This is a genomic window from Rudaeicoccus suwonensis (genome assembly GCF_007829035.1).
Lineage (GTDB): Bacteria > Actinomycetota > Actinomycetes > Actinomycetales > Dermatophilaceae > Rudaeicoccus > Rudaeicoccus suwonensis.
The window spans coordinates 887,429-910,799 of record NZ_VIVQ01000001.1; the positions used below are offsets into that span (position 1 = coordinate 887,429).

The 23,371-nt window shown below is 67.2% G+C and carries 21 protein-coding genes; 10 read left to right on the plus strand and 11 right to left on the minus strand.

Annotation, left to right across the window (positions count from 1 at the left end; translation table 11 throughout):
- The first annotated feature begins 218 nt into the window (after window positions 1-218).
- The 7 genes from BKA23_RS04065 (at window position 219) to BKA23_RS04095 (ending at window position 9,025) form a co-directional block, all read left to right on the plus strand.
- Entirely contained in the window at window positions 219-1,265 is a 1,047-nt protein-coding gene (locus BKA23_RS04065; protein WP_145225732.1) for a quinone-dependent dihydroorotate dehydrogenase, read from the plus strand.
- Window positions 1,266-1,272: 7 nt separating this feature from the next.
- A complete protein-coding gene (locus BKA23_RS04070; RefSeq protein ID WP_246104437.1) occupies window positions 1,273-2,544 on the plus strand; it encodes an amidohydrolase in 1,272 nt (423 codons plus the stop codon).
- Window positions 2,545-2,813: 269 nt separating this feature from the next.
- The gene (locus BKA23_RS04075; protein WP_145225734.1) at window positions 2,814-3,917 is read left to right on the plus strand and encodes a BMP family lipoprotein; all 1,104 of its coding nucleotides are present in this window, start codon (window positions 2,814-2,816) and stop codon (window positions 3,915-3,917) included.
- Between the two features lie 129 nt (window positions 3,918-4,046).
- On the plus strand, window positions 4,047-5,567 hold the full coding sequence (locus tag BKA23_RS04080) for an ABC transporter ATP-binding protein (protein WP_145225736.1): 1,521 nt from the start codon (window positions 4,047-4,049) through the stop codon (window positions 5,565-5,567).
- On the plus strand, window positions 5,564-7,276 hold the full coding sequence (locus tag BKA23_RS17940) for an ABC transporter permease subunit (protein ID WP_246104438.1): 1,713 nt from the start codon (window positions 5,564-5,566) through the stop codon (window positions 7,274-7,276). Before BKA23_RS04080 ends, BKA23_RS17940 begins: the two co-directional genes overlap by 4 nt.
- Complete coding sequence (locus tag BKA23_RS04090; protein WP_211841586.1) at window positions 7,273-8,592, plus strand: ABC transporter permease; 1,320 nt, start codon at window positions 7,273-7,275, stop codon at window positions 8,590-8,592. The genes BKA23_RS17940 and BKA23_RS04090 overlap by 4 nt, the downstream gene beginning before the upstream one ends.
- A 4-nt stretch (window positions 8,593-8,596) precedes the next feature.
- Entirely contained in the window at window positions 8,597-9,025 is a 429-nt protein-coding gene (locus BKA23_RS04095) for a cytidine deaminase (protein WP_170226365.1), read from the plus strand.
- A gap of 20 nt (window positions 9,026-9,045) precedes the next feature.
- On the opposite strand, the gene BKA23_RS04100 is transcribed toward BKA23_RS04095, so the two are convergent.
- The 3 genes from BKA23_RS04100 to BKA23_RS04110 form a co-directional block, all read right to left on the minus strand.
- Entirely contained in the window at window positions 9,046-9,498 is a 453-nt protein-coding gene (locus BKA23_RS04100; RefSeq protein WP_145225738.1) for a hypothetical protein, read from the minus strand.
- A gap of 189 nt (window positions 9,499-9,687) precedes the next feature.
- The gene (locus BKA23_RS04105) at window positions 9,688-10,044 is read right to left on the minus strand and encodes a hypothetical protein (RefSeq protein ID WP_145225740.1); all 357 of its coding nucleotides are present in this window, start codon (window positions 10,042-10,044) and stop codon (window positions 9,688-9,690) included.
- A 104-nt stretch (window positions 10,045-10,148) separates the two neighbouring features.
- Window positions 10,149-10,496, minus strand: coding sequence for a hypothetical protein (locus BKA23_RS04110; RefSeq protein ID WP_145225742.1), 348 nt, complete (start codon window positions 10,494-10,496; stop codon window positions 10,149-10,151).
- 189 nt (window positions 10,497-10,685) lie between these two features.
- Here BKA23_RS04110 and BKA23_RS04115 point away from each other — a divergent pair, with 189 nt between their 5' ends.
- Complete coding sequence (locus BKA23_RS04115) at window positions 10,686-12,053, plus strand: thymidine phosphorylase (RefSeq protein WP_145225744.1); 1,368 nt, start codon at window positions 10,686-10,688, stop codon at window positions 12,051-12,053.
- A 151-nt stretch (window positions 12,054-12,204) separates the two neighbouring features.
- Here BKA23_RS04115 and BKA23_RS04120 read toward each other — a convergent pair whose 3' ends face one another.
- On the minus strand, window positions 12,205-13,200 hold the full coding sequence (locus BKA23_RS04120; RefSeq protein ID WP_145225746.1) for a stage II sporulation protein M: 996 nt from the start codon (window positions 13,198-13,200) through the stop codon (window positions 12,205-12,207).
- Window positions 13,201-13,224: 24 nt separating this feature from the next.
- On the opposite strand from BKA23_RS04120, the gene BKA23_RS04125 reads away from it, so the two are divergent.
- Window positions 13,225-14,118 (plus strand): RDD family protein, encoded by an 894-nt coding sequence (locus BKA23_RS04125; protein WP_145225748.1) that lies wholly within the window; start codon window positions 13,225-13,227, stop codon window positions 14,116-14,118.
- Here BKA23_RS04125 and BKA23_RS04130 read toward each other — a convergent pair.
- From BKA23_RS04130 to BKA23_RS04160, 7 genes are all read right to left on the minus strand, one after another.
- Window positions 14,093-15,169: an adenosine deaminase gene (locus tag BKA23_RS04130; RefSeq protein ID WP_145225750.1), complete on the minus strand. Its 1,077-nt coding sequence runs from the start codon at window positions 15,167-15,169 to the stop codon at window positions 14,093-14,095. The genes BKA23_RS04125 and BKA23_RS04130 overlap by 26 nt on opposite strands.
- Entirely contained in the window at window positions 15,162-15,515 is a 354-nt protein-coding gene (locus tag BKA23_RS04135) for a cupin domain-containing protein (protein WP_145225752.1), read from the minus strand. Before BKA23_RS04135 ends, BKA23_RS04130 begins: the two co-directional genes overlap by 8 nt.
- A 168-nt stretch (window positions 15,516-15,683) precedes the next feature.
- Window positions 15,684-16,979: a DUF58 domain-containing protein gene (locus tag BKA23_RS04140; RefSeq protein ID WP_145225754.1), complete on the minus strand. Its 1,296-nt coding sequence runs from the start codon at window positions 16,977-16,979 to the stop codon at window positions 15,684-15,686.
- 139 nt (window positions 16,980-17,118) lie between these two features.
- Window positions 17,119-18,129 carry an AAA family ATPase gene (locus BKA23_RS04145; RefSeq protein WP_145225756.1) on the minus strand — a complete coding sequence of 337 codons (1,011 nt, stop codon included), beginning with the start codon at window positions 18,127-18,129 and terminating at the stop codon, window positions 17,119-17,121.
- On the minus strand, window positions 18,126-19,334 hold the full coding sequence (locus tag BKA23_RS04150; protein WP_145225758.1) for a DUF4350 domain-containing protein: 1,209 nt from the start codon (window positions 19,332-19,334) through the stop codon (window positions 18,126-18,128). Before BKA23_RS04150 ends, BKA23_RS04145 begins: the two co-directional genes overlap by 4 nt.
- Entirely contained in the window at window positions 19,331-19,972 is a 642-nt protein-coding gene (locus tag BKA23_RS04155) for a DUF4129 domain-containing protein (RefSeq protein ID WP_170226366.1), read from the minus strand. The genes BKA23_RS04150 and BKA23_RS04155 overlap by 4 nt, the downstream gene beginning before the upstream one ends.
- Window positions 19,959-21,206 carry a DUF7847 domain-containing protein gene (locus tag BKA23_RS04160; protein ID WP_145225762.1) on the minus strand — a complete coding sequence of 416 codons (1,248 nt, stop codon included), beginning with the start codon at window positions 21,204-21,206 and terminating at the stop codon, window positions 19,959-19,961. Before BKA23_RS04160 ends, BKA23_RS04155 begins: the two co-directional genes overlap by 14 nt.
- A gap of 364 nt (window positions 21,207-21,570) precedes the next feature.
- On the opposite strand from BKA23_RS04160, the gene BKA23_RS04165 reads away from it, so the two are divergent.
- Entirely contained in the window at window positions 21,571-23,328 is a 1,758-nt protein-coding gene (locus BKA23_RS04165; protein WP_211841587.1) for an APC family permease, read from the plus strand.
- Window positions 23,329-23,371 lie beyond the last annotated feature (43 nt).

The following is a 23,371-nucleotide window of genomic DNA, read 5'->3' on the forward strand; positions in this document are numbered from 1 at the left end:
CTGAGCCCCACGGTGACCCGCTGCGCGACATTCAACGTGGTGCACGCAACAGCCGCGCTGGCGTCGAATATCCAGGAGGTTGCTCGGGCGATATTCGACGTGGTGCACGCAATTCCCGCCCTGGTGTCGAAGATCGCTGAGGTGAGTCCGGCGGTGCGTAGGTCCGCACGAATGGCGCCCGGTCCGGTTCCCTGCTGTCCACCCGTAGGCTGCTGGACATGAACGCTCGTACGGTGACGCTGGACTGGGGTTACCGGGCGGTCCGTCCCGCGCTGTTCCGCCTGGGTGACGGCGACGCCGAGGCCGCGCATCACGCCACCCTCGAGCGGCTGGCCCGCCTCAGCGATCGCCGGATCTCGCTCAAGCTGCTGTCACGGCTCACCGCGACGCACGCGTCTCCGGTCGAGGTCGCCGGCATCACATTCCCCAACCGCGTGGGCCTCGCGGCCGGCGTCGACAAGAACGGCATCGCACTGCGCGCCTGGTCGCACCTCGGATTCGGCCACGTCGAACTCGGCACGGTCACCGCGCAGGCCCAGCCGGGCAATCCGCAGCCACGGCTGTTCCGACTACGCTCCAGCGACGCGATCATCAACCGGATGGGCTTCAACAACGACGGCGCGGTGGCACTGGCGACTCGGCTGCGCGACAACGGCCCGGTCGGCATACCTGTCGGCGTCAGCATCGGCAAGACCAAGACCACACCGGTCGAGAAGGCCACCCGGGACTACCTGACGAGCCTGCGGGCCCTGGACGCGTATGCCGACTACTTCGCCGTCAACGTCTCGAGTCCGAACACTCCCGGTCTGCGGTCCCTGCAGGACAAGGAGCCCCTCGCCGAGCTGCTCGCCGAAATTGTCACGGCCGCAGGCGAACTCAGCCGCACACCCATCTTCGTCAAAATCGCGCCCGACCTCAGCGACGAGGCCATCGACGACGTGATCGAGGTCGCTCAGCGGGCCGACGCCAGCGGCATCATCGCCACCAACACCACCCTCGCCCGTGACGGCTTAGCGCCCAGAGATCTGCCGCTCGCCGACGAGGTCGGTGGTCTGTCCGGTGCGCCTCTCACCCGCCGCGCTCGGTATGTCGTGGCTCGTGTCGCCGAACGCTCGCGCCTGCCGGTCATCGGTGTCGGGGGAGTGATGACCAGCGCCGACGGCCAGGCGCTGCTCGACGCCGGAGCGAGCCTGGTGCAGGTCTACAGCGGATTGATCTACCGCGGTCCGGGCCTGGTCGCCGACCTCGCTCGGGTGCTGGGATGATCCGCCTGTGACGTCTCCCCGATCCGAAACGCCGTCCGAGCTGTCGCCGATCCAAGCCGGCGTGCTCAGCCCCAGCAGCCTGGTCAGCGCCGAGATCGACCAGTTGACACCGCAACTCATCGACTGGCGCCGCGACCTCCACGCGCATCCCGAGACGGCGTTCACCGAGACGCGCACGACCGATCTGGTTCGCACGGCGCTGCACGCAGCCGACATCGACACCCGCAACCTGCCGCGCACCGGACTCGTCGCCGACATCGGGGCGGACAACCCGACGCACCTGGTCGGCCTCCGGGCTGACCTCGACGCGCTACCCGTGCCCGAGCGCAGCGGATTGCCTTATGCCTCAACGGTTCCCGGAGTTTGCCACGCCTGTGGGCATGACGTGCACACCGTCGTGGTGCTGGGTGCGGCGCTTGCGTTGAAACGTCTGCAACACCTGCTGGTCGCAGCCGACGCGGCGGTGCGTGTGGTCTTCCAGCCGGCGGAGGAAGTCGTACCCGGCGGTGCCCACGACCTGCTCGACGCGGGAGTCCTCGACGACGTCCACCGGATCTTCGCGGTGCACTGCGATCCCAGTGTCGATGTGGGCAGCGTCGGGCTGGCAGCCGGTCCCATCACCGCGGCCTGCGATCTGATCGATGTGACGCTCACCGGTCCCGGTGGCCACACCTCACGGCCGCATCTCACCGCCGACCTGACGTTCGCCCTCGGTAAGGTCCTCACCGACGTGCCTGCTGCGCTGGGACGCCGGCTGGATCCTCGCGCCGGCGCCGCGTTGGTGTGGGGAACCGTGAGTGCGGGCAACGCGGCCAACGTCATACCTGCCACCGGCCGAGTCGTCGGCACCCTGCGGATGCTCGATGCCGACGCGTGGAACACGATCGGCGGCCTCGTCACCGAACTGATCCACGGAGTCGTCGCGCCGTACAACGTGCATGCCGACGTGCAGCATGTGCGCGGCGTGCCGCCCGTGGTCAACGATCCCGTCGCGGTCGCCCTGCTCGCCGACGCAGTACGTATGACGCAAGGCCCCGCGGCAGCCGTGAGCACCCGACAGTCCCTCGGCGGCGAGGATTTCTCCTGGATGCTGCGCGACCGGACCGGCGCCATGGCGCGTCTGGGCACACGGACGCCAGGGGGTGCGACCTACGAACTCCACCAGGGCGACCTGCAGATCGACGAGCGCGCGATCGGTGTCGGCACCCGGATGCTGGCGACGGCGGCACTGCTCTCGTCGACGGCTGTGTCCACGGGTCGGTCCGGGCCCTCCCTCTGACGCGCTGCACACCATCGCACGGGTGGGCGAACGTCTCGCGGCCGGTCGATCGGGCACCAACTGCACAGCGCGGGCACAGTCGTGGGACAGGTGCGGCACTAGGTAACAGTTCGGCAGCGGGTGCTCCGGGGAGGCAGACAGCCGATGAACGCCCCGGTAGGGTGAGCGATCACGCCGCTGATGGCGTGGCGATGGCCCCGTTCTGTCGGCAATGTTGCACGCGTACCGGGCCCTCGAATCCGAGGGATAACACTGACGAAGGAGACACCGTGCGACCGGTGATGAAGATTGCGGCTGTGTCCGCCGTGGCAGCGATGGCTCTTGCAGGTTGTGGCAGCAAGCCGGCGACCAGCTCCAGTGCGAGCGGCTCGACCGGTGGTACCACCGGCACGGCGACCGGCAACAAGATCAAGGCCTGCATGGTGCTCGACACCGGTGGTGTCGACGACAAGTCGTTCAACGAGAACTCCTGGGCCGGCATGCAGGCAGCCCACCAGGCCAACCCGAACATCAGCATCCAGTACGTCCCGTCCAACTCCGGCAGTGACTACACCCCGAACCTCACCAAGTTCGCGCAGTCCGGCTGCGACACCGTGATTGCTGTCGGTGGCTTGATGGGTGACGCGGTGGCCGGCGCGGCCAAGCAGTTCCCCAAGGTGCACTTCGCCGAGATCGACGACTCCAACCAGGGGATCTCGAACATCTACGGCATTCAGTACAACACCGCGCAGGCCGGCTTTCTGGCCGGGTATCTCGCGGCCGGCATGACCAAGACCGGCACGGTCGGCACCTGGGGCGGTCTCAACATTCCCCCCGTGACGATCTACATGGACGGCTTCTGGGAGGGCGTGCAGTACTACAACAAGGAGAACTCCAAGAGCGTCAACGTCCTGGGCTGGAACGAGAAGAACCAGAAGGGCGGCACGTTCTCCGGGTCGTTCACCGACCAGAACAAGGGCAAGTCGATCACCCAGCAGATGGAGGCGCAGGGCGCCGACATCGTCTTCCCGGTTGCCGGCGGTTCGGGCCTCGGTGCCGGCGCCGCAGCGGCGGCCTCCGGTGGCAAGCTCAACCTGATCTGGGTCGACACCGACGGCTGCGAGAGCGCAGCGCAGTACTGCAAGTACTTCATCTCCAGCGCCACCAAGAACCTCGCCGGTGGTGTCGAGGCCTACCTGAAGTCGGTGTCCAGCGGCACCTTCCCGACCGGCAACTACATCGGCACGCTGAGCAACGACGGAGTCGGCCTCGCGCCGTACAACCAGTGGCAGTCGAAGGTTCCGGCCTCGCTGCAGGCGCAGATCACCAAGATCAAGGGCGAGATCGCGTCCGGCGCGATCACGATCACCTCGCCGAGCCAGCCGAAGCAGTAACGCTTTCCGGGGCAGGGCGGGCCACGTAGGCTCGCCCTGCTCTGTGTTTTGTATGACGGAGCTCATGGCCTCCTGCTGGGGGCCGACCCGGCACCGGACAGCCCCGACACCTACGCAGGAGGGTATGGCGTGAAGCTCGAGCTTCGAGGCATCACCAAAAGATTCGGCTCGCTCGTCGCCAACGATCACATCGATCTGGTCGTGGAGCCGGGGGAGATCCACGCTCTGCTGGGCGAGAACGGCGCCGGCAAGTCGACGCTGATGAACGTGCTCTACGGGCTGTACGACCCGACCGAGGGCGAGATTCTCGTCGACGACAAGCCGGTCGTCTTCAAGGGGCCGGGCGATGCGATGGCCGCGGGCATCGGGATGGTGCACCAGCACTTCATGCTCGTGCCGGTGCTGACGGTCGCCGAGAACGTCATGCTCGGTGACGAATACACCAAGAGCGCCGGCATGCTGGACCGCAAGAAGGCCCGTGAGGTCGTCCAGCAGCTGTCCCATGAGCACCATCTCGAGGTCAACCCCGACGTGCTGGTCGAGGACCTCCCGGTCGGTATCCAGCAGCGCGTCGAGATCCTCAAGGCGCTGGCGCGGCATGCGAAGGTGCTGATCCTGGACGAGCCGACCGCTGTGCTGACGCCGCAGGAGACCGACCATCTGATGGACGTCATGCGATCCCTCAAGGAGGGCGGTACCTCCATCGTCTTCATCAGCCACAAACTGCGTGAGGTCCGCGCCATCGCCGACAAGATCACCGTGATCCGGCGCGGCAAGGTCGTCGGCAGCGCCGAACCCTCCGCCAGCCCGGCCGAGCTCGCCGCGCTCATGGTGGGCCGCCCGGTGCAACTGCGGGTGGACAAAGAGCCCGCCAAGCCCGGCGAGCCGGTGCTGCAGATCGAGGATCTGCGTGTGATCGACCCGTCCGGCCAGGTGCTCGTCGACGACGTGTCCCTCGATGTGCGCGCCGGTGAGATCTATGCGCTGGCGGGCGTGCAGGGCAACGGGCAGTCCGAGCTCACCGAGGCGATCGTGGGACTCACCGAGGTGCAGCACGGCACGGTGCGCCTCGACGGGCAGGACATCACCTCGGCCGGCACCGACGCGATCCTGGACAAGGGCGTCGGCTATGTGCCGGAGGACCGGCTGCACGACGGGCTGATCGGCAGCTTCTCCATTGCCGAGAATCTCGTGCTCGACCTGCACGACCGAGCGCCATACGGCACGTCGATCTCGTTGAATCTCAAAGAGATCGAGAGCAACGCCCGGGAGCGCGTCGACGAGTTCGACGTGCGCACACCGTCCATCGACGCGGCCGCCTCGACGCTGTCCGGCGGCAACCAGCAGAAGGTCGTGCTCGCCCGCGAGATGTCGCGGCCGCTGCGGCTGCTGGTCGTCTCTCAGCCCACCCGTGGTGTCGACGTCGGATCGATGGAGTTCGTGCACAAACGGATCGTCGCCGAGCGTGACCGTGGCGCCGCCGTGCTGCTGGTCAGCACCGAACTGGACGAGGTGATCGGCCTGGCCGACCGGGTCGGAGTGATGTATGCCGGGCGCGTCATCGGCGAACTGCCGCCGACCGCCTCGGCCGAGGAATTCGGTCTGCTGATGGCGGGCCACACCGCGGGTGAGAGCAAGGAGAGCGCATGAGCACCCCATCCGGACAGCCGCCGCAGGACTCCGGCGACGCGCCGGAGTCCACAACCGACACGGCAGCCGGCGACAATGCCGTCACCGACAATGCCGTCACCGACAATGCCGTCACCGACAATGCCGTCACCGACAATGCCGTCACCGACAATGCCGTCACCGACAATGCCGTCACCGACAATGCCGTCACCGACAATGCCGTCACCGACAATGCCGTCACCGACAATGCCGTCACCGACAATGCCGTCACCGACAATGCCGTCACCGACAATGCCGTCACCGACAATGCCGTCACCGACAATGCCGTCACCGACAATGCCGTCACCGACAATGCCGTCACCGACAATGCCGTCACCGACAATGCCGTCACCGACAATGCCGTCACCGACAATGCCGCCGAAGGCACTGCGGCCGACGGCACCACCGCTCAGGACACGGGCGTTGCCGAGGGCGCGGTAGCCACAAGCGAGGCGGCCGAGGGAGATTCGTTGCTGAGCCGCGCCGAGGCGCGTAGCGGTGACCGCACCCAGCAGACGATCCTGCAGATCCTGCGCAGCGACCATCCCGCGATCGTCACGGTGCTGGCGGTCATCTGCGCGATGATCGTCGGCGCGATCCTGATCGTGGTGTCCGACACCCCCACCCGCGACAGCGCGCGTTATTTCTTCGCCGACCCCGGCGCAACCTTCAATGCCGCCTGGTGGGCGGTCAAGGACGCGTATGTCGCGCTCTTCGAGGGCGCGATCTACAACCCGAGCGGCACCCAGACGCTGGCGCCGCTGTCCGAGACGCTGGTCTACGCCACACCGCTGATCCTGGCCGGGCTGTCGGTCGCTCTGGCGTTCCGCGCCGGCCTGTTCAACATCGGCGCCCAGGGCCAGATCCTGATGTCGGCCGCGCTGGCGGGCTACATCGGTTTCGCTTGGCACCTGCCGGCGGGGATCCACATCATCGTCGCGATCATCGGCGGCATCATCGGCGGCGCGATCTGGGCGGGCATCGCCGGCCTGCTCAAAGCGCGGACCGGCGCGCATGAGGTGATCACCACGATCATGCTCAACTACGTCGCGGTCTACTTCATCAACTATCTGCTGGCCGAAACCTGGTTCCAGGCACCGCCGTTCAACCAGGCGGTCTCACGCACCGTTGCGCCCAATGCCCAGTTCTGGCATCTGTTCGGGTCCGACCTGCGCGTGAACTTCTCGTTCGTGCTGGCCATCGCAGCGACCGTCTTCGTCTGGTGGCTGCTGAAATTCGGCACCTTCGGATTCCGGCTGCGCGCCGTCGGTGCCAACCAGAACGCCGCGCGCACCGCGGGCATCAGCACCGCCCGCACCTACATCTGGGTGATGGTCATCGTGGGTGCGCTTGCAGGCCTGGCGGGTGTGTCCCAGATCCTCGGGGTCGCCAACAACTACCAGGTGACCGCCAGCGTCGACGGCGGTGTCGGCTTCACCGCCATCACGGTGGCGCTGTTGGGTCGCGGTGGTGCCTGGGGCACCTTCTGGGCAGGTCTGCTCTTCGGCGCCCTCACCGCCGGCAGCAGCCAACTGCAGGTGGCCACGGCCACACCCCCTGACCTCGTGCAGGTGCTGCAGGCGCTGGTCGTGCTGTTCATCGCGGCCCCCGGTCTGATCCGGCTGGTGTTCCGATTGCGCAAGAGTGAGTCGTCCGGCTCGGCCGTGCTGGCGAAGGGGTGGAACGGATGAGCGAGCAGATCGAGACCCAGACCGTCGAGGTCGCGCCCGACCAGGTGGTCGCCCAGCGCATCGTCGAGGTGCGCATGTCACCGACACGGCGGGTGGCCATCGGTGCGGCCATCGTCATACTCGGCCTGCTGACGATCCTGGCTCTGGGCCTGAGCGCCGGCAAGCACTCCACCCAGTTCGACCTCAACGTCGCCGGAACCGGCATCCAGGTGCCGAAGTTCTCGCTGCCGGGCAAGGCCATGTGCTTCGTGCTCGGCGTGATCATCGTCGTGCTCGGTGTCGCTCAGATCGCCCGCGGTTTCGGCAAGAAGCAGCTGCGTTGGGTCGGCATCACGGTCGCGCTGCTGTTCATCGTGGCGTTCCTCGCGTGGACCGGCACCACCGGCAAGCAGTCGATCCAGGTTGCGGCGCTGCTGCAGCAGACCCTGCTGCTCGCGACTCCGCTGATCCTGGGCGCCATGTCGGGTGTGCTGTGTGAGAAATCCGGTGTCATCAACGTCGCCATCGAGGGCCAGATGCTCTTCGGGGCCTTCGCCGGCGCGCTGTTCGGCACGCTGTCGAGCAGCTGGGTCGGCCTGATCGCCGCTGCCGTCATCGGCGGTCTGATGGGCGCACTGCTTGCGGTGTTCTCCATCAAGTTCCTGGTCAACCAGGTGATCCTCGGCGTCGTGCTCAACGCCTTCGCGCTGGGCCTGACCGGGTATCTGTATGACGCGGTCATGGCCAACAACTCCGGCGGCACGAACTCTCCGTCGACCTTCAGCAACATCAAGATCCCGGTGCTGGGCGACATCCCGGTGATCGGTCCGTTGTTGTTCAACCAGAACGTCATCGTCTACCTGATGTACGTCATCGTGTTCGTGATCGACTTCATGCTGATCCGCTCGCGGTGGGGTCTGCGCACGCGTGCCGTCGGTGAGCACCCCAAGGCCGCCGACACCATGGGCATCAACGTCCTGCGGCTGCGCTACAAGAACGTCATCCTCGGTGGCTGCGTCGCCGGTGTCGCCGGTGCGGCGCTGACGATCGGTTCGGTGGGCTCGTTCAACAAGGACATGACATCAGGGCAAGGCTTCATTGCCCTGGCGGCCTTGATCTTCGGCCGGTGGACACCGCGGGGCGCCCTCGGTGCGGCGTTGTTCTTCGGTTTCGCCAGCGCGCTGCAGACGACGCTGTCGCTGCTCGCGACGCCGGTGAAGATCGACACCAACCTGCTGGCGATGCTGCCCTACCTGGCCACGATCTTCGCGGTGGCCGGTCTGGTCGGACGCGTTCGGGCACCCGCCGCTGACGGCGAGCCCTACGTCAAGGGCTGACCCCGTGGCCGACGTCGACTGGGACGCCCTGACGGCACATGCCGTCGAGGCGATGCATCACGCGTATGCGCCATACAGCCACTTCGCGGTGGGAGTGGCCGGCTTCGTCGACGACGGCCGGGTCGTGTCCGGCTGCAATGTCGAGAACGCCGGGTATGGCGTGACGTTGTGCGCCGAGTGCGGGATGGTCAGCGAGCTCGTGCGTGGAGGTGGCGGTCTGCTGACGGCAGTGGCGTGCGTCAACGCGCGCAGCGAGCCGCTCATGCCGTGCGGCCGGTGCCGTCAGCTGCTGTGGGAGCACGGCGGTCCGAACTGTCTGCTGCTGACCCCACAGGGTGTGCTGCCGATGAGCGAGGTGCTGCCGCAGGCTTTCGGGCCGCACGACCTGACCCACGTCACCGGCAGTGCCGGCGGTCAGGACGTCTCCACCTGAGCGGTGACGTCGATCGAGCCTCAGGTGCCGGATGTCTGGTCGTTCGACTGTGTGGAGGCTGGCCCGCCGATCAGGCATTCGCCGGTGTCCTTGGCCAGCGTTGCGCTGTCGAGCGGGCTGATGCCCTTGAGGTTGTGGTCGCGCAGCGCGATGAGGGTTTGCGCGGACAGGTCGTCGTACCCCTTGGTGATGACGCAGCTGATCGCTCCGGAGACCAGCCGCTGCGGCACACCCTTGCTCGCGAGGTAGTCGCTCAGACCATTGGTCACGGCTGCCGGGCTCGGCTTGCCCTGGTTGTTGACACCCGGCGACTCATCGCCCTGCGACGGGGTCACGCTGGGCACCGGTGTCCCCGCACTACTGGGCGTGCCGGCGGCTGCGTGCCCGAATCCGCCTCCGCAGCCGGTCAGCAGCGTCGGCACGGCGAGGAGGGCAGCGGCGACGGTGACCTTGGTTCTGGCTGATGTGCTCATACGTGTTCCCTCGCTGATCCGTTGACTGTGGTCGACGCGTGTGACGTCGTCTGATCGGGTGTGTCTGATCGGTATGACGCGAGATGTCGTCGATCGGTTGCATCCGCGTGGCTCCGCCTGCCGCGCAACGATGTCGATGGTGGTCACCGGGCAGCGGCATACAGACGCTCACCTTGATGAGGGGAGTTGCTACGCCAGTTGATTCTGGCAGGCAGTGACGGCCTCGGAGAGCACCTTCTGGTCGGGCGACGAGATCTGGGCGAGGTTGCTCGCCGCGAGCAATGTCAACGTGTTGGTGCTCAGGTGGGTGTAGGTCCGGTCCGCAACGCAGGTCGTCAGCCAGGTGATGCGCTGCTTGCTGGATGCGCTGGTACCTGCAAGCCGCTCGATTGCGCGACTGGCGCCGCCGATCACCTGCGACTTCGAGGGACGTGACGAGTGGGCGGTCGAGACGGTGGCGGCGTGATGGGTTGCGGCCGAACAACCGCAGAGCATCGCGGCGCTCAACACGGCCGCGACGAACGCGGCAGGGGCACTGCGATGCATGCTGGATCCTTCGGTGGGCATGGGCGGTCGCGCGAATGCAGACGGCCGGTCGCCCGAATGTACCGGCCCGACGCCCCCTGCGCGCCGGGCCGGTGCGGTGAGGCTCAGCCGCCCATCGAGGACATCAACGAATTGGTGCAGCTGGTGATCGCCGACTGCACGTTCGACTGGTCGGAGCTGCTGACCTTGGTCGGCGTTCCGCTCTTCATCGCGTTGAGAGTCGAGGCATCGACCTGGCCGTAGACCTTGTCGACGACGCAGGTGGCCACCTTGTTGCTCAGTTCTCCGCTGATCGCCGACTTTCCGTCGACCTTCTGGTTCTGCATCGCGGAGGCGTAGCCGCTGATGACATCGGCCTTGGCGGGCTTGCTCGCGCCGCTGCCACACGCGGCGAGGCTGAACGGAGCGGCCACCAGGACGGCGGTTACGGCGATGCGGCTGAACGTTTTCATGACGGGTTCCTTCGTTCGATGAGGGGTTGTGTGTGCCCTCCGTGACGGGCGCATCAACACAGACGGCGCGACCTTCCACCCGGTTCCATGGTGATGTTCACCGGTGTTCGACGACACTCGACGTGACCTGCCGGTTCGGCGCCGGCGTCGGATGTCGGGGCCATCGTCGCGGCATGGCAGGATCTGCGGATGAGCAACCCGAGCACCTCCAGCAGTTCCAGCACGCCGGCCGCAGGCGGCGCGTCCGATGTCGGCAACCACTCGAGCGCCGCGGTGGAGACCTTCGACGCCGTCGACGTCATCCGCACCAAGCGCGACCGTGGTGTGCTGAGCGCCGCGCAGATCGACTGGGTGATCGACGCCTACACCCGCGGCGCGGTCGCAGAGGAGCAGATGTCTGCTCTCGCGATGGCGATCTTCCTCAACGGGATGGATCGGTCCGAGATCTCCCGCTGGACCGCCGCGATGATCGCCTCGGGGGAGCGGATGGACTTCTCCTCGCTGTCTCGCCCGACCTCGGACAAGCACTCGACCGGTGGTGTGGGCGACAAGATCACGCTGCCGCTGGCGCCCCTTGTCGCCGCATATGGTGTTGCCGTTCCTCAGCTTTCGGGGCGTGGGCTCGGACACACCGGTGGCACACTCGACAAACTGGAGTCGATCCCCGGCTGGCGGGCGGGTCTGTCCAACAACGCGATGCTGCAGCAACTCGAGAATGTCGGCGCGGTGATCTGCGCGGCTGGATCCGGACTGGCTCCGGCTGACAAAAAGCTCTATGCGCTACGCGACGTGACGTCGACCGTCGAGGCGATCCCGCTGATCGCGAGCTCGATCATGAGCAAGAAGATCGCCGAGGGCACCGGTTCGCTCGTGCTCGACGTGAAGGTCGGCTCAGGCGCCTTCATGAAGTCGGCGGCAGATGCACGCGAACTTGCCCGCACCATGGTGGATCTCGGCACCGACGCAGGAGTTACGACAGTCGCGTTGCTGACCGACATGTCGACCCCGCTGGGTCTGACGGCGGGCAACGCCATCGAGGTGCAGGAGTCGATCGATGTGCTCGCGGGCGGTGGTCCCGCCGACGTCGTGGAGCTCACGGTTGCCCTTGCTCGCGAGATGCTGCACGCCGCCGGACGGACCGGCGTCGACCCGGCGCAGGGTCTGCAGGACGGATCTGCGATGGATGTATGGCGCCGGATGATCCGCGCCCAAGGTGGCGACCCGAACGCGGCCCTGCCGGTGGCCCGCGAGAGCGAGGTGGTGCGTGCCGACACCAGCGGTGTGCTCACGCGTCTGGATGCGCTCGCTGTCGGTGTCGCGGCGTGGCGCCTCGGCGCCGGTCGCGCCCGCAAGGAGGACCCGGTGCAGGCCGGTGCGGGTGTGGTGCTGCACGCGAAGCCCGGCGACCACGTCCGCGCCGGTGACCCGCTGATGACCTTGCACACCGACACGCCGGAGCGTTTCGCACGGGCGACCGAGGCGCTGAAGGGTGCGTGGTCGGTGCAGGACGACGCGGCATACGAGCCCATGCCGATCGTCATCGACCGCATCGCCTGAGCGAGCCCTGTGCGGTGCCCCGCATGCCGGGGCACCGCACAGCCTCGCCGGAGCGGGTCGTCGACTCGAGTTTCGTGGTGTCGGCCGAGTCCTGCCGCGGCCGCGCAGGCGTCATCCGCGGCGCCATTCAGCCGAGCAGTTGCGCCGCGTGTCACCCCACAGTCGGCGCTTCGGCGCTCTGGTCGATCTCACCGACGTCTCCGGTCACACCGGTGAGCGCTGCCCGCCGTCCCAGCACGAAAACGTAGGTCAGGAAGGCGATCTCGGCCAGCACGCCGATGCCGATGCGTGCCCAGGGCGGCAGCTGCGACGGCGTCACGAAGGCTTCGATGCAGCCGCTGACCAGAAGCACCCCGATGAGTCCGATGGCGATCGTCACTGTTGCGCGAGCCTCGTGTGCGAGAGCATCGACACGGCGCCGTGGTCCCGGCTCCACCCAGGACCAGAACAGTCGCAAGCCAGCACCGGCAGCGACGAAAACCGCTGTCAACTCGAGGATTCCGTGCGGCAGGATGAAGGTGAAGAACTCTCCGGCGCGACCGTTCGCCGCCATCACACCGCCGAGCACCGCGACGTTGAGCATGTTGCTCCACAGTATCGCGACGATGGGCACACCCAGCACGCCGAAGGCGATGCACAAGGCGGCGATGAACGCGTTGTTGGTCCAGACATGGGTCGCGAAATCGGTGCCGCCGTACTGCGAGTAATACCCCGCGAAGTCGTGGTTCACCAACTGCTGCGTCTGCGCGGGGGACAGGAAAGACGACTGCACCTGCGGATTGCGGGCCACCCAGACGCCGATCACCAGAGCCACACAGACACTCACCGCAGCCGTGGTGATCCACCAGCGTCGTGCGCGATAGAGCGTTGCCGGGAAGTCCAGCAGAAGGAAGTTCGCCACCGACGACCACGAGGCCGTCCGGCGCCCCAGTGCAGCGGTGCGCGCCTGAGCCAGCAACGTCGAAAGATGTTGGATGACAGCGGGATCCGGTGCTCCGGAGCGGACCTGTGACAGATGGGTGGCGACCCGCTGATAGAGATCGAGCAGCTCGTCGGCCTCCTCGCCACTGAGCTTGGAACGGCGGCCGAGCATTCGTAGCCGATCCCACTCGCCGTGATGCGCGGCGACATACGCATCAAGATCCACGAAGCGAACTATAAGCTCCCCGGTATGGCGAATGTCGCGGTCAGTGGGCCGGCTCGGCCGCTGCGCGGGCTCGCCGATCAAGCCCAACTGGTCACCGGCGAAGGCGTGCTGATCGACGTTCCGGCGGCATCCCTGCCACTGCGCATGCTGTCAGCGCTGATCGACTGGTTGATCTACGGAGCGGTGCTGGTCGCGCTGATCGTAGCCGTGGTCTTCGCCTCCCGCGGCGCCAGCGCGGCGGGAGTGGGCACGCTGCTGCTCGTCGCGATGGTGGCGGCCTTCATCGTGTTGCCGGTGACCATCGAGACCCTGTCGCGTGGTCGCTCGGTCGGCAAGCTGGTGTGCCGGTTGCGTGTGGTGCGCGACGACGGAGGCCCGATCGTGTTCCGGCACGCGCTGCTGCGCGGACTGCTGGGCTTCGTCGAGTTGTGGTTGATGCAGGGTGTGCCGGCGTTCGTCGCCGCCTGCTGCAACTCCCGCTGCCGACGGCTGGGGGACCTGACTGCCGGCACGTATGTCGTGCGTCTCGAACGCGGACTGCAACTCGAGCCGCCACCGGGCATGCCGCCCCACCTGCGGACGTGGGTCGCACACAGCGACATGGCGGCGCTGCCCGACGGGCTGGCCCTCGCCATACGACAGTTCCTCACCCGCCGGGCCGGGCTGTCACCTGCGGCCCGCGACGCGCTGGCCAGTTCGCTTGCGGCACAAGTGCGTCCGCTTGTCGCGCCGGCACCACCGCCATACACGCATGTCGAAGATCTGCTCGCCGCCGTCATGGTGCGCCGTGGCGACTTGGAGGCCGCCCGGCTGTCGCGAGAAGAGACGACGCGCCGCCGATTGCTCGGCGAGCCGTCGTCGCCCGACCCAACTGCCGGTGTCGTCGGCGGGGTCAGTGCTGGTCGTATCCGGGCTTGATCACGCCTTCGATGAGCGCCAGTCGCTCCTCGAACGGTAGGAATGCCGACTTCATCGCATTGATGGTGGCCCACCGCAGAGCGGCGGTCGTCCAGCCGGCCTCATCGACCAGCAACTGCATCTCGCGGGACATGGATGTGCCGCTCATCAGCCTGTTGTCCGTGTTGATGGTGACGCGGAAGCGCAGGTCCTTCAGCTCGGTGATCGGGTGAGTGGCGAACGAATCCGCTGCTCCTGTCTGCAGATTCGAGGACGGGCACATCTCGAGCGGGATACGGCGATCGCGCACGTAGGACGCAAGTCGTCCCAGGCTGGTGGCTCCGTCGTCGTCCCGCGTGATGTCGTCCATGATCCGCACGCCATGCCCGAGACGCTCCGCGCCGCACCACTGAATCGCCTCCCAGATGCTCGGCAGACCGAAGGCCTCGCCGGCATGGATGGTGAAGTGGGCGTTTTCGCGGCGCAGGTATTCGAAGGCGTCCAGGTGCCGTGTGGGCGGGTAGCCCGCCTCGGCGCCGGCGATGTCGAATCCGGCGACGCCGTCGTCGCGATAGCGGACGACCAACTGGGCGATCTCGGTCGACTTGGCGGCGTGCCGCATCGCGGTCAGCAGGGCTCGCACCACGATCCGATCGCCGGATGCCTTCTCGCCGTCACGGAATCCGGCGTTGACCGCCTCGACGACCTCCTCAAGTGTGAGTCCGCCGGTCAGGTGCTGTTCCGGGGCGTAACGCACCTCGGCATACACGACACCATCGGCAGCCAGATCCTGTGCGCACTCGCTGGCGACCCGGTGCAGGGCGTCGGCGGTCTGCATCACAGCAACAGAGTGGTCGAAGGTCTCCAGATAGCGCTCGAGCGAGCCGGAGTCTGCCGAGTCGCGGAACCAGCGGCCGAGTTCGGCCGGATCGTAGGAGGGCAGCCCGTCATAGCCCTCCGCGCGGGCGATTTCGATGATGGTCTCCGGGCGCAGGCCGCCGTCGAGGTGGTCGTGCAGCAGCACCTTCGGCAAGGTGAGGATCTCGGGACGCAGCGCAACGGTCTCACTCATCGCGGTGCACCACCTCGGGGCCGAATGCGGGCAGGCAGACGGCGATGTAGTCGGCGCCGTCTGGCCCGGTCGAGTAGCGGATGCGTTCTCCGGCGCGCGTGCGAATGCTCTCGCCTGCGGACACGCTGGTGCGGCCACCGTCATGGTCGACGTTCACCGTGCCGCGCAAAACAACTGTGTATTCGTCGAATTCGGGTGTCTGGAAGGGCTCGTCCCAATCGGCCGGAGCGACCATGTGCGCGATGCTGACGGCAGAATCGCCGGTGCTCGCGCGGCCGATGTGTTCGTCGATGATCTTGCCGCCGGGCACGGGGATACGCACCGGTGAGGTGTAGTGATCTGGCATCGGACCACTGTAGTGGCGCGGCGCACGGGCACAGTCGCGGTCCGTGGGCGTCCGGGCTCGGTTCCCGCAGGCGAGCAGGCGAGCAGGCGAGTTCGCGGGTGCGGTGGCCGGTATGGCGGTGCGGCGCCCGCCCGGTACGGCGGCGCCCACCCGGCGCGGCTCGTAGCGTCAGAGCAGGCCCTGTCGTTTGAGCATCAGGTAATGGTCGGCGAGCGCGACCGGCAACACGTCCGGTGGTTCGTCGAGCACCGTGACGCCGGCGCGTTCGAGTCCGACCTTGGTGCGGACGCGCAGCGAGATCGTGCGCTCTGCAGCCGCTGCGGCATACACCTGCTGCGCATCGTCGCGCCGAGTGGTCATCTCGCGCACGCTCGGGTCGGCAACCGATGCGATGACAACGCGATGGCGTCCGGCGAACGACGGCAACAGGGGCAGCAGGCCTTCCTCGATCGCTGCGGGTTCGAGGGGCGTGATGAGCACGACGAGTGCACGCTGGCGGACGGTCGCAGTGACGCCGCTGAGCAGTGCACGCCAATTCGCTTCCACCAGAGCGGGTTCCAGCGGCGCCATCGCTGTAACGAGCGCCTGCAGCAGCGCCGCACGGTCGGACATGCCGTCGACCCTGGTGCTGACGCGGCGAGCTCCGGCCAGGAAGGTGACCCGGTCACCAGCGTGCGCGGCCAGGGCCGACAGCAGCAGAGCCGCGTCCAGGCCGCTGTCGAGCCGGGGCATGTCGAAGATTCGTCCGGCGCTCGTGCGGGATGTGTCGAGCAAGAGCACCAGCCGTCGGTCACGCTCTGGTTGCCAGGTGCGCACGACCGGGTCACGCCGGCGAGCGGTCGCCCGCCAGTCGATGCTGCGCACGTCGTCGCCGTCGACGTAGTCGCGCAGCGAGTCGAACTCGGTGCCCTGCCCACGCGTGCGGACCGCGGAGCGGCCGTCCAACTGACGCAATCGCGCCAACCTGCTGGGCAGGTGGCGACGGGAGTCGAAGGCCGGCAGGCAGCGCACCGCGCCGGGCACCACCACCGAGCGCTGTCGCAACGCCAGGCCGAGAATCCCGCGACTGCGGAGGGTCACCGACACGGCCAGTCGGTCACCTCGCCGGGTCGGCGTCAGCTGCTGCACGAGACGCGTTCGTTCGCCCGGCGGCAAGTGCGCGGCCAGCGGCCCACCACTCGCTCCGGCGGACGGTTGCCACGTATCCCGCACTGCGCCACGGAATGTCCGTGAGCCTGAATTGACGATGAACAGAACGCTTTCGGTCGAATCGCCCATGCGAACCTGGGTCACTGGCTGTCGATGCAGCGCGAGCGTGTGTGTCGCAGGCGCCGAGGCGAGATCGACCACGACAAGTATGCCGAGCGCCAGTGCCCACCACAGCACTGTCGTGACCGCGGGGTGCACCAGCACCACCACGCACCCGAGCGCTGCCAGCGCGACGAGCCGGCCGGTCAGTGCCATCGCGATGCACGTCCGGCGCAGGTTCGTCGCGGGTGGTCTCCGGTTCGCAGGGAGCGGTGTACGCGGTGGCGGGTACTGGCTCGCGGACGGTCGGCGACGCCAAGGAGTGCGCCGAGCCGGCATCGCCTGGTGTGCAGCATCACCGGGGGACCGGCACCGATCCGATGGCTGACTCCAACACAGCAGCGGCGCCGACGCCTTCGAGTTCCGCCTCCGGGCGCAGTTGGAGGCGGTGTGCCAGGGTCGGGCGCGCCATCGCCTGCACGTCGTCGGGAGTCACGAAGGTGCGTCCGTTCAGCCACGCCCACGCCCGGCTCGTCGCCAGCAGTGCGGTCGCGCCGCGCGGGCTCACGCCGAGCGACACCGACGGAGAGTTCCGCGTCGCGCGCGCGATGTCGACGATGTACCCGGTCACCTCAGGGGTGACCTGCACCTGCCGGACGGCTGCGGCCCCGGCCGCAAGGTCGCGGGGGCCGGCCACCACCTGCACTCCGGCACCGGCCAGATCGCTCGGATCGAAACCGGCCGCGTGTCTGCGGACGACCTCGAATTCGGCTGCGCGGCTGGGCAATTCGAGCACAGCCTTGATGAGGAAGCGATCCAACTGGGCTTCCGGCAGCGGATAGGTGCCTTCGTATTCGACCGGGTTCTGGGTGGCTGCGACCAGAAAGGGCTCAGGCAACGGATGAGGGGTGCCATCGACCGACACCTGCCGCTCTGCCATTGCCTCCAGCAGGGCCGACTGGGTCTTCGGCGGGGTGCGGTTGATCTCGTCGGCCAACAGGAGGTTCGTGAAGACCGGCCCCTGCCGGAAGGCGAAGTCGGAGGTGCCTGCGTCATACACGAGGGAGCCGGTGATGTCGCCGGGCATCAGATCCGGGGTGAACTGCACCCGTCGGGTGTCGATGCTCAACGCAGCGGCGAGCGAACGCACCAGCAGGGTCTTGGCGACGCCGGGCACGCCTTCCAGCAGCACATGACCCCGGCTGAGCAGGCCGATGACCAAGGCCGACACGGCGGCGTCCTGCGCGACGACGGCCTTGGCGACCTCATGGCGAACCGCCGTCAGGGCCTCGCGCGCTCGATCCGCGGAGTCCGCCGCAGGCTTCGCGAGGGTGAAACCGTCAGCGGCAGAGATGTTTTCGCTCATCGGCGAACCTTTCGTTCGAGGTCTTGCAGATTGGTGGCGAGTGCGACGAGGGCAGCCTCATCCGCGCTGTCGGTGCCGAAGAGAACCCCGTGTACGGCGCGCCGGTCCATACCGGCCGCCGTCGCGACCTCTGTCGTCAGGGCGGCAGGCGGAGCCCCCGGGGGCAGCCCGAAATATGCCGACAACCGTCGGCAGGTCGCGTCGCGCAGGATGCGCCCGGAACGCTTGGTGTCACCCGCCCGGCGGTAGAGCAGACCGCGGCTGACGGTGGTCTCGTTGGCGCGCACGACGACCGGCAGAGGTTCGCGGGCGAGCGCACCGAATCGTCGGCCGCGCCAGAAGACGAGGAGTATGACGACCAGCCCGGCGAGCCACACCATCGGTGGAAGCCAGGTCGGCCAGGCCGGACCGGTCGTGGCGGGATTGTCCGCTGTCTGAGTCGTCGGCGCGAACCACACGACGGACGATCGCGCACCGAGGATCCGTAGCGCGACGGCAGCGTTGTCGGCGCTGGTGATCGTGGCGTTCTGCAGGACGGCGGAACTCCCGATGAGCACGACCTGCGGGCGCACACCGGATATCGGAGGCACTGCCCAGATCGCGCCATCGAAACACGGTGCACCGGCGCCGTCGACGGAGTAGGCGGTCTGGGCTCCGCTGATGCTCAGGCCTCGCAGCCAGACGATGCCGCACCCGCCGTCACCCGCGGCAATGCTGTCGGTGTCGGAGATCGCCTCGGCATTCGCCGGGATCGACAGGCCGCGCACGGCGGCGGTGTCTGGGTCGACGACGACCAGCCGCAACGCCGGCGCCGCGTCGGCGCGCACCGCTGCGAGCGTGTCTGCGGACAGCAACTCCGGACGGGTCACGACGACGGTCGCGCCGGTGAGATCGAGTGCGCGCAGGCGCGCCTCCGTGCGAACCACGGTCACCGTCAGGCCCTGCCGGCCGAGCACTTGGGCGACGGCTCGGGCGCCGGTCGGCCCCGCACCGTCCGGATCCAATGGCTGCTGATTCGAGCGCGGCAGCAGACTTGCTGCGGCGATCAGAGCGATCAGCAGCATCAGGATCACCGTGCCGAAGACCACCTGACCACGTCGGATCCGCAACCGTGACAGGAGCCTGGGCGTGCGCGGTGTCCTGGGTGACCCTGGGTCGGCGGTCGTTTCGGTCGCCGCGCCGGTGGGCTTGGCAGTCGTTGTCATTGGTGATCGACCAAGTCGTGCTGCACCGGGCGCTCGCGCCTGATCTGTTCATCGAGGTCACGAAGCCGGGCGACGTCATGGGCATCGACGGACCGGTGACCGTACCTGACCCGGTCGAAAACGTCCGCAGCCCAAGACAATTCGCTGCTCCGTTGTGGGAAGAACTCAGTCATCCGGACACCGGTCTCGTGCGCCGTGCGGGCAGGCGACGGCGGCAGCAGGGCACGCTCCTCGCCCTGCCGCGCGAGGGCACGGAAGAAGTCGACCGCCGCGCCGGCGTGATCTCCCAGCGCCTCGGCGTCGGCCGCGCGCTGCCGCAGTTGCTCCGCGGTGAGGTCGACCTCGTGGAGCACTCCCACGGCCGGGGTGGCGGCCGGACGGGCGCGACGCCGACGCAAGCGCGTTGCGGCATACACGACGACGGCAACGAGGATCAGCAACGCCGGCGCGAGCACGTATGCCGGCAGCGTCTCGCCGACCCCGGTCAGCAACGTGTGCAGGTGTTCGGTGGCCCAGTCCCAGATGCGCTGGGTGAGGCTGCGGTCGTCGGCGTAGACGGGTTTGGCGAGCTCCTGTCGCAACAGGTCGCGGGCTTGCGTCGGCCCGGGGTTCACCGGAGCGGTGTCAGCCCACACCACGCCCGCCGGGCCTGTTCTGCTGGGCCGCCGCCATGAGGGTGACGTCGAGGGCCTCTTTGCGGATGCGTTGATCGAGGTAGAGCAAGCCCGTCATACCGGCGGTGAAGGGGGCGGTGAAGATGCTGGTGACAAGAGCAGCCAACTCGATCGCTATGACCGCAGTGATCGACAGGCCGACCGTGGATGTGGAGCTCGTCGGAATGCTGGTGATGCCGACTACGACGCCGACCGTGCCGGTGATGATCGAGGATGCGACCCCGGCGATGAGCTGTGTCAGCAACAGGATTCCGACCACCCGCCAGAAGCTTCCGTTGGTGAGGGTGAACGATCGGCGGATCGCTTCGACCGGGCCCAGCCGTTCGAGAACTAGCGCTGCAGGCGCCAACGACGCGCGAAAGAAGGTGTAGAGCACCGCGAGCAGGAGCACGATGAAGAGCACGACGCCCAGGATGATGGCGAGCACGGTTTGCCCGGTAAGCAGTAGGACTACCACGATGCCGATGACGATTGCGATCGCAAGAAAAGACGCCAGGCCCAGCAACAGCATGAGTCCGATCAGCGGCAGGATGCGACCCTTGATGCGCTGCCAGGTCTCGCCGATCGTGATGCGTCGGCCGAGCACTGCCTCGGACAACACGACGGTGAGCATGCCCGTCAGCAAAACCGCTCCGAGGCTGGTGAAGATCGTGCTGGGGTATTCCGCCAGTTGCGGGCCGATGCGCACCGAGTTGCCATTGGACTCGCTGATCGTCGGGACCAGGTTGCCGACCACCAGGACGGTTGCGATGGAAGGAATGGCCATGACGACCGCGACCACGGCGGCGAGCCCCAGAGTGGCGCCTGGGTTGCCGCGGATGGTGGCGAAGGTTCCTTCGAACATGTCGGAGATGCGTAGCGGCCGTAACGGAATCACTCCCGGTTTCGGTGCCAGCCACTGACCGGGCGGGGGACCGGGGTAATAGCCCGGAGGACCTTGCGGCGGATACTGCTGCCCGACCGGTTGGTATGGCGGTGGGTATCCCGGCGGGGGACCGTAGCCCGGCGCAGGTTGTTGTTGGCTGTAGCCCGGAGGTGGCCCGTGGTACCCGGATGCCGGCGGCGGCAGGCGCTCGCCATACGCAGGCGGCGGCAGGCGCTCGCCATACTGCGGTGGCGGTTGTTCGTCGTTCCCCTGATGTGGTGTGGCGGAACCCTGCGGCGATTCTCCCCCGGGGCTGGCCCAGCCGTTGCTCATGACCAGACCCTAACCGTCGACGCAACCGGGAAGGCGCACGGGAAGACTGCCTTCGGTTCGACATGAAAGCGCCCTGCCGGCACCGTCTGGTGGCGCTCGCCAACAGTGCATCGGATCCGCGAATTGCCTTGAAGTGCCTACTGATCGGTTCGTCCGGCCGTGAGGAGTGAGTGAAACCTTCCGGTTTGCTGACAATCGCGTAAATATCTCGCCAATGTGACGCGTGTGGTGCCACCCTTCAGCAATCACGCCACCGCCCGGCGGGTGTTGCTGGGCTGTGCCAGAACGGAGGTTGCTCGATGTCAGTTCCCATGCACTGTCATTCAACCGTTGTCAGCCTCACCCCATCGGACAGGAGCCGTCGATGACAATGCTGGACAAGGGTGGCCCGTCGCGCCAACCCGAACTTGAAGCGGAGGGGATGAGCCGCGACGTCGGTTTCTTCGGCCTCCTGTGGGCTTCCGAAGGTTCGCTGATCGGATCCGGATGGCTCTTCGGAGCGCTCAGCGCCGCGACCATCGCCGGACCGTCGGCGATCATCGGCTGGATCATCGCCTCGATCATCGTCATCATCCTCGCGCTGATCCACGCCGAACTCGGTGGCATGTTCCCGGTCAGTGGTGGCACGAGCCGTTACCCGCACTACGCCTTCGGCGGTTTCGCGGGCGCGACCTTCGGCTGGTTCTCCTACATCCAGGCCGCGACCGTTGCACCGATCGAGGTGCTCGCCGCAGTGCAGTACGCCTCGTCGATGAGCTGGGCCAAGCACCTGTGGTCGAGTCACAACGGTGGCGAGCTCAGCGGGTCCGGCATCGTGGTGGCCATCATCCTGATGTTGATCTTCACCGCGATCAACCTGGTCGGCATCCAGTGGATGAACCGCGTCAACAGCGTGCTCACGTCGTGGAAGGTCGTCATCCCGGTGCTGACGATCATCGTGCTGATGCTGTCGCACTTCCACGGCTCGAACTTCCACGACTACGGCGGCTTCTTCATCCACGGCTCCGAGATCAAGTCGATCATGCTGGCGATCCCCGCCGGTGGCATCGTCTTCGCGCTGCTCGGTTTCGAGCAGGCGGTGCAGCTCGGTGGCGAGTCCAAGAACCCCGGTCGCGACATGCCACGCGCGGTCATCTGGTCGATCCTGATCGGCGCCGCGATCTACATCCTGGTGCAGGTGGCCTTCATCGCCGCCCTGCAGCCGCACCTCCTCATGGAGGCCAAGACCTGGCCGGGTCTGACCACGTCCGCCTTCCAGCAGAACAACGCGACGGCAGCCGCGCTGAACTCGGCACCGTTCTATGAGGTGGCAACCCTCGCGGGTCTGGGCTGGCTGGCCTTCCTGCTGCGTGTCGACGCGATCGTCTCGCCCGCGGGCACTGGTCTGATCTACCTGACCTCCTCCTCGCGTCTGAGCTACGGCCTGTCTCGCAACGGCTTCGTGCCGAAGGCGCTGGAGAGCAACACCAAGACCACCAAGGTGCCGTGGGTCGGCATCATCATCGCTGCCGTGATCGGCATGGTCTTCCTGCTGCCGTTCCCGAGCTGGGGAAAGCTGGTCGGTGTCGTCACCTCTGCCTCGGTCATGATGTATGCCGGAGCGCCGCTCGCGATGGGTGCCCTGCGCATGCAGAAGCCGGACCTGCCGCGGCCCTACCGGTTGCCGATGGGCAACGTGTTGGCCCCGCTGGGCTTCATCTTCGCCAACTTCATCATCTACTGGTCCAGCTGGACGGTGTATTCCACGCTCATGCTGGTGATGCTGGTCGGTGCGGTGATCATGCTGCTGTCGGGTCTGCTCGGCCTCAACGACAACCTGAAGGAGATGGACTGGCGCGCTGCGTACTGGATCATTCCCTACCTGATCGGGATGGGCGTGATCTCTTACCTGGGTGGCTTTGGTAACTCAGGCGGCGAGCCGAGCGGCATCGTCGACGACATCGGCATCTTCAACAACGTGCTGGTCGGCGGACGTGGTCACATCGGGCTCTACTGGGATCTGTTGGTCATCGCGATCTTCAGCCTGGTGATCTATTACCTCGCCATGGCGACACGGCAGACTCCCGAGCAGGTCGACGAGACCATCGAGGACGTCTACCCGATGTCGGGTGGCGGTCACTGACCGATCGCTGAGGTGAATGCGGGCAACTGGCCGGTTGAGGAAA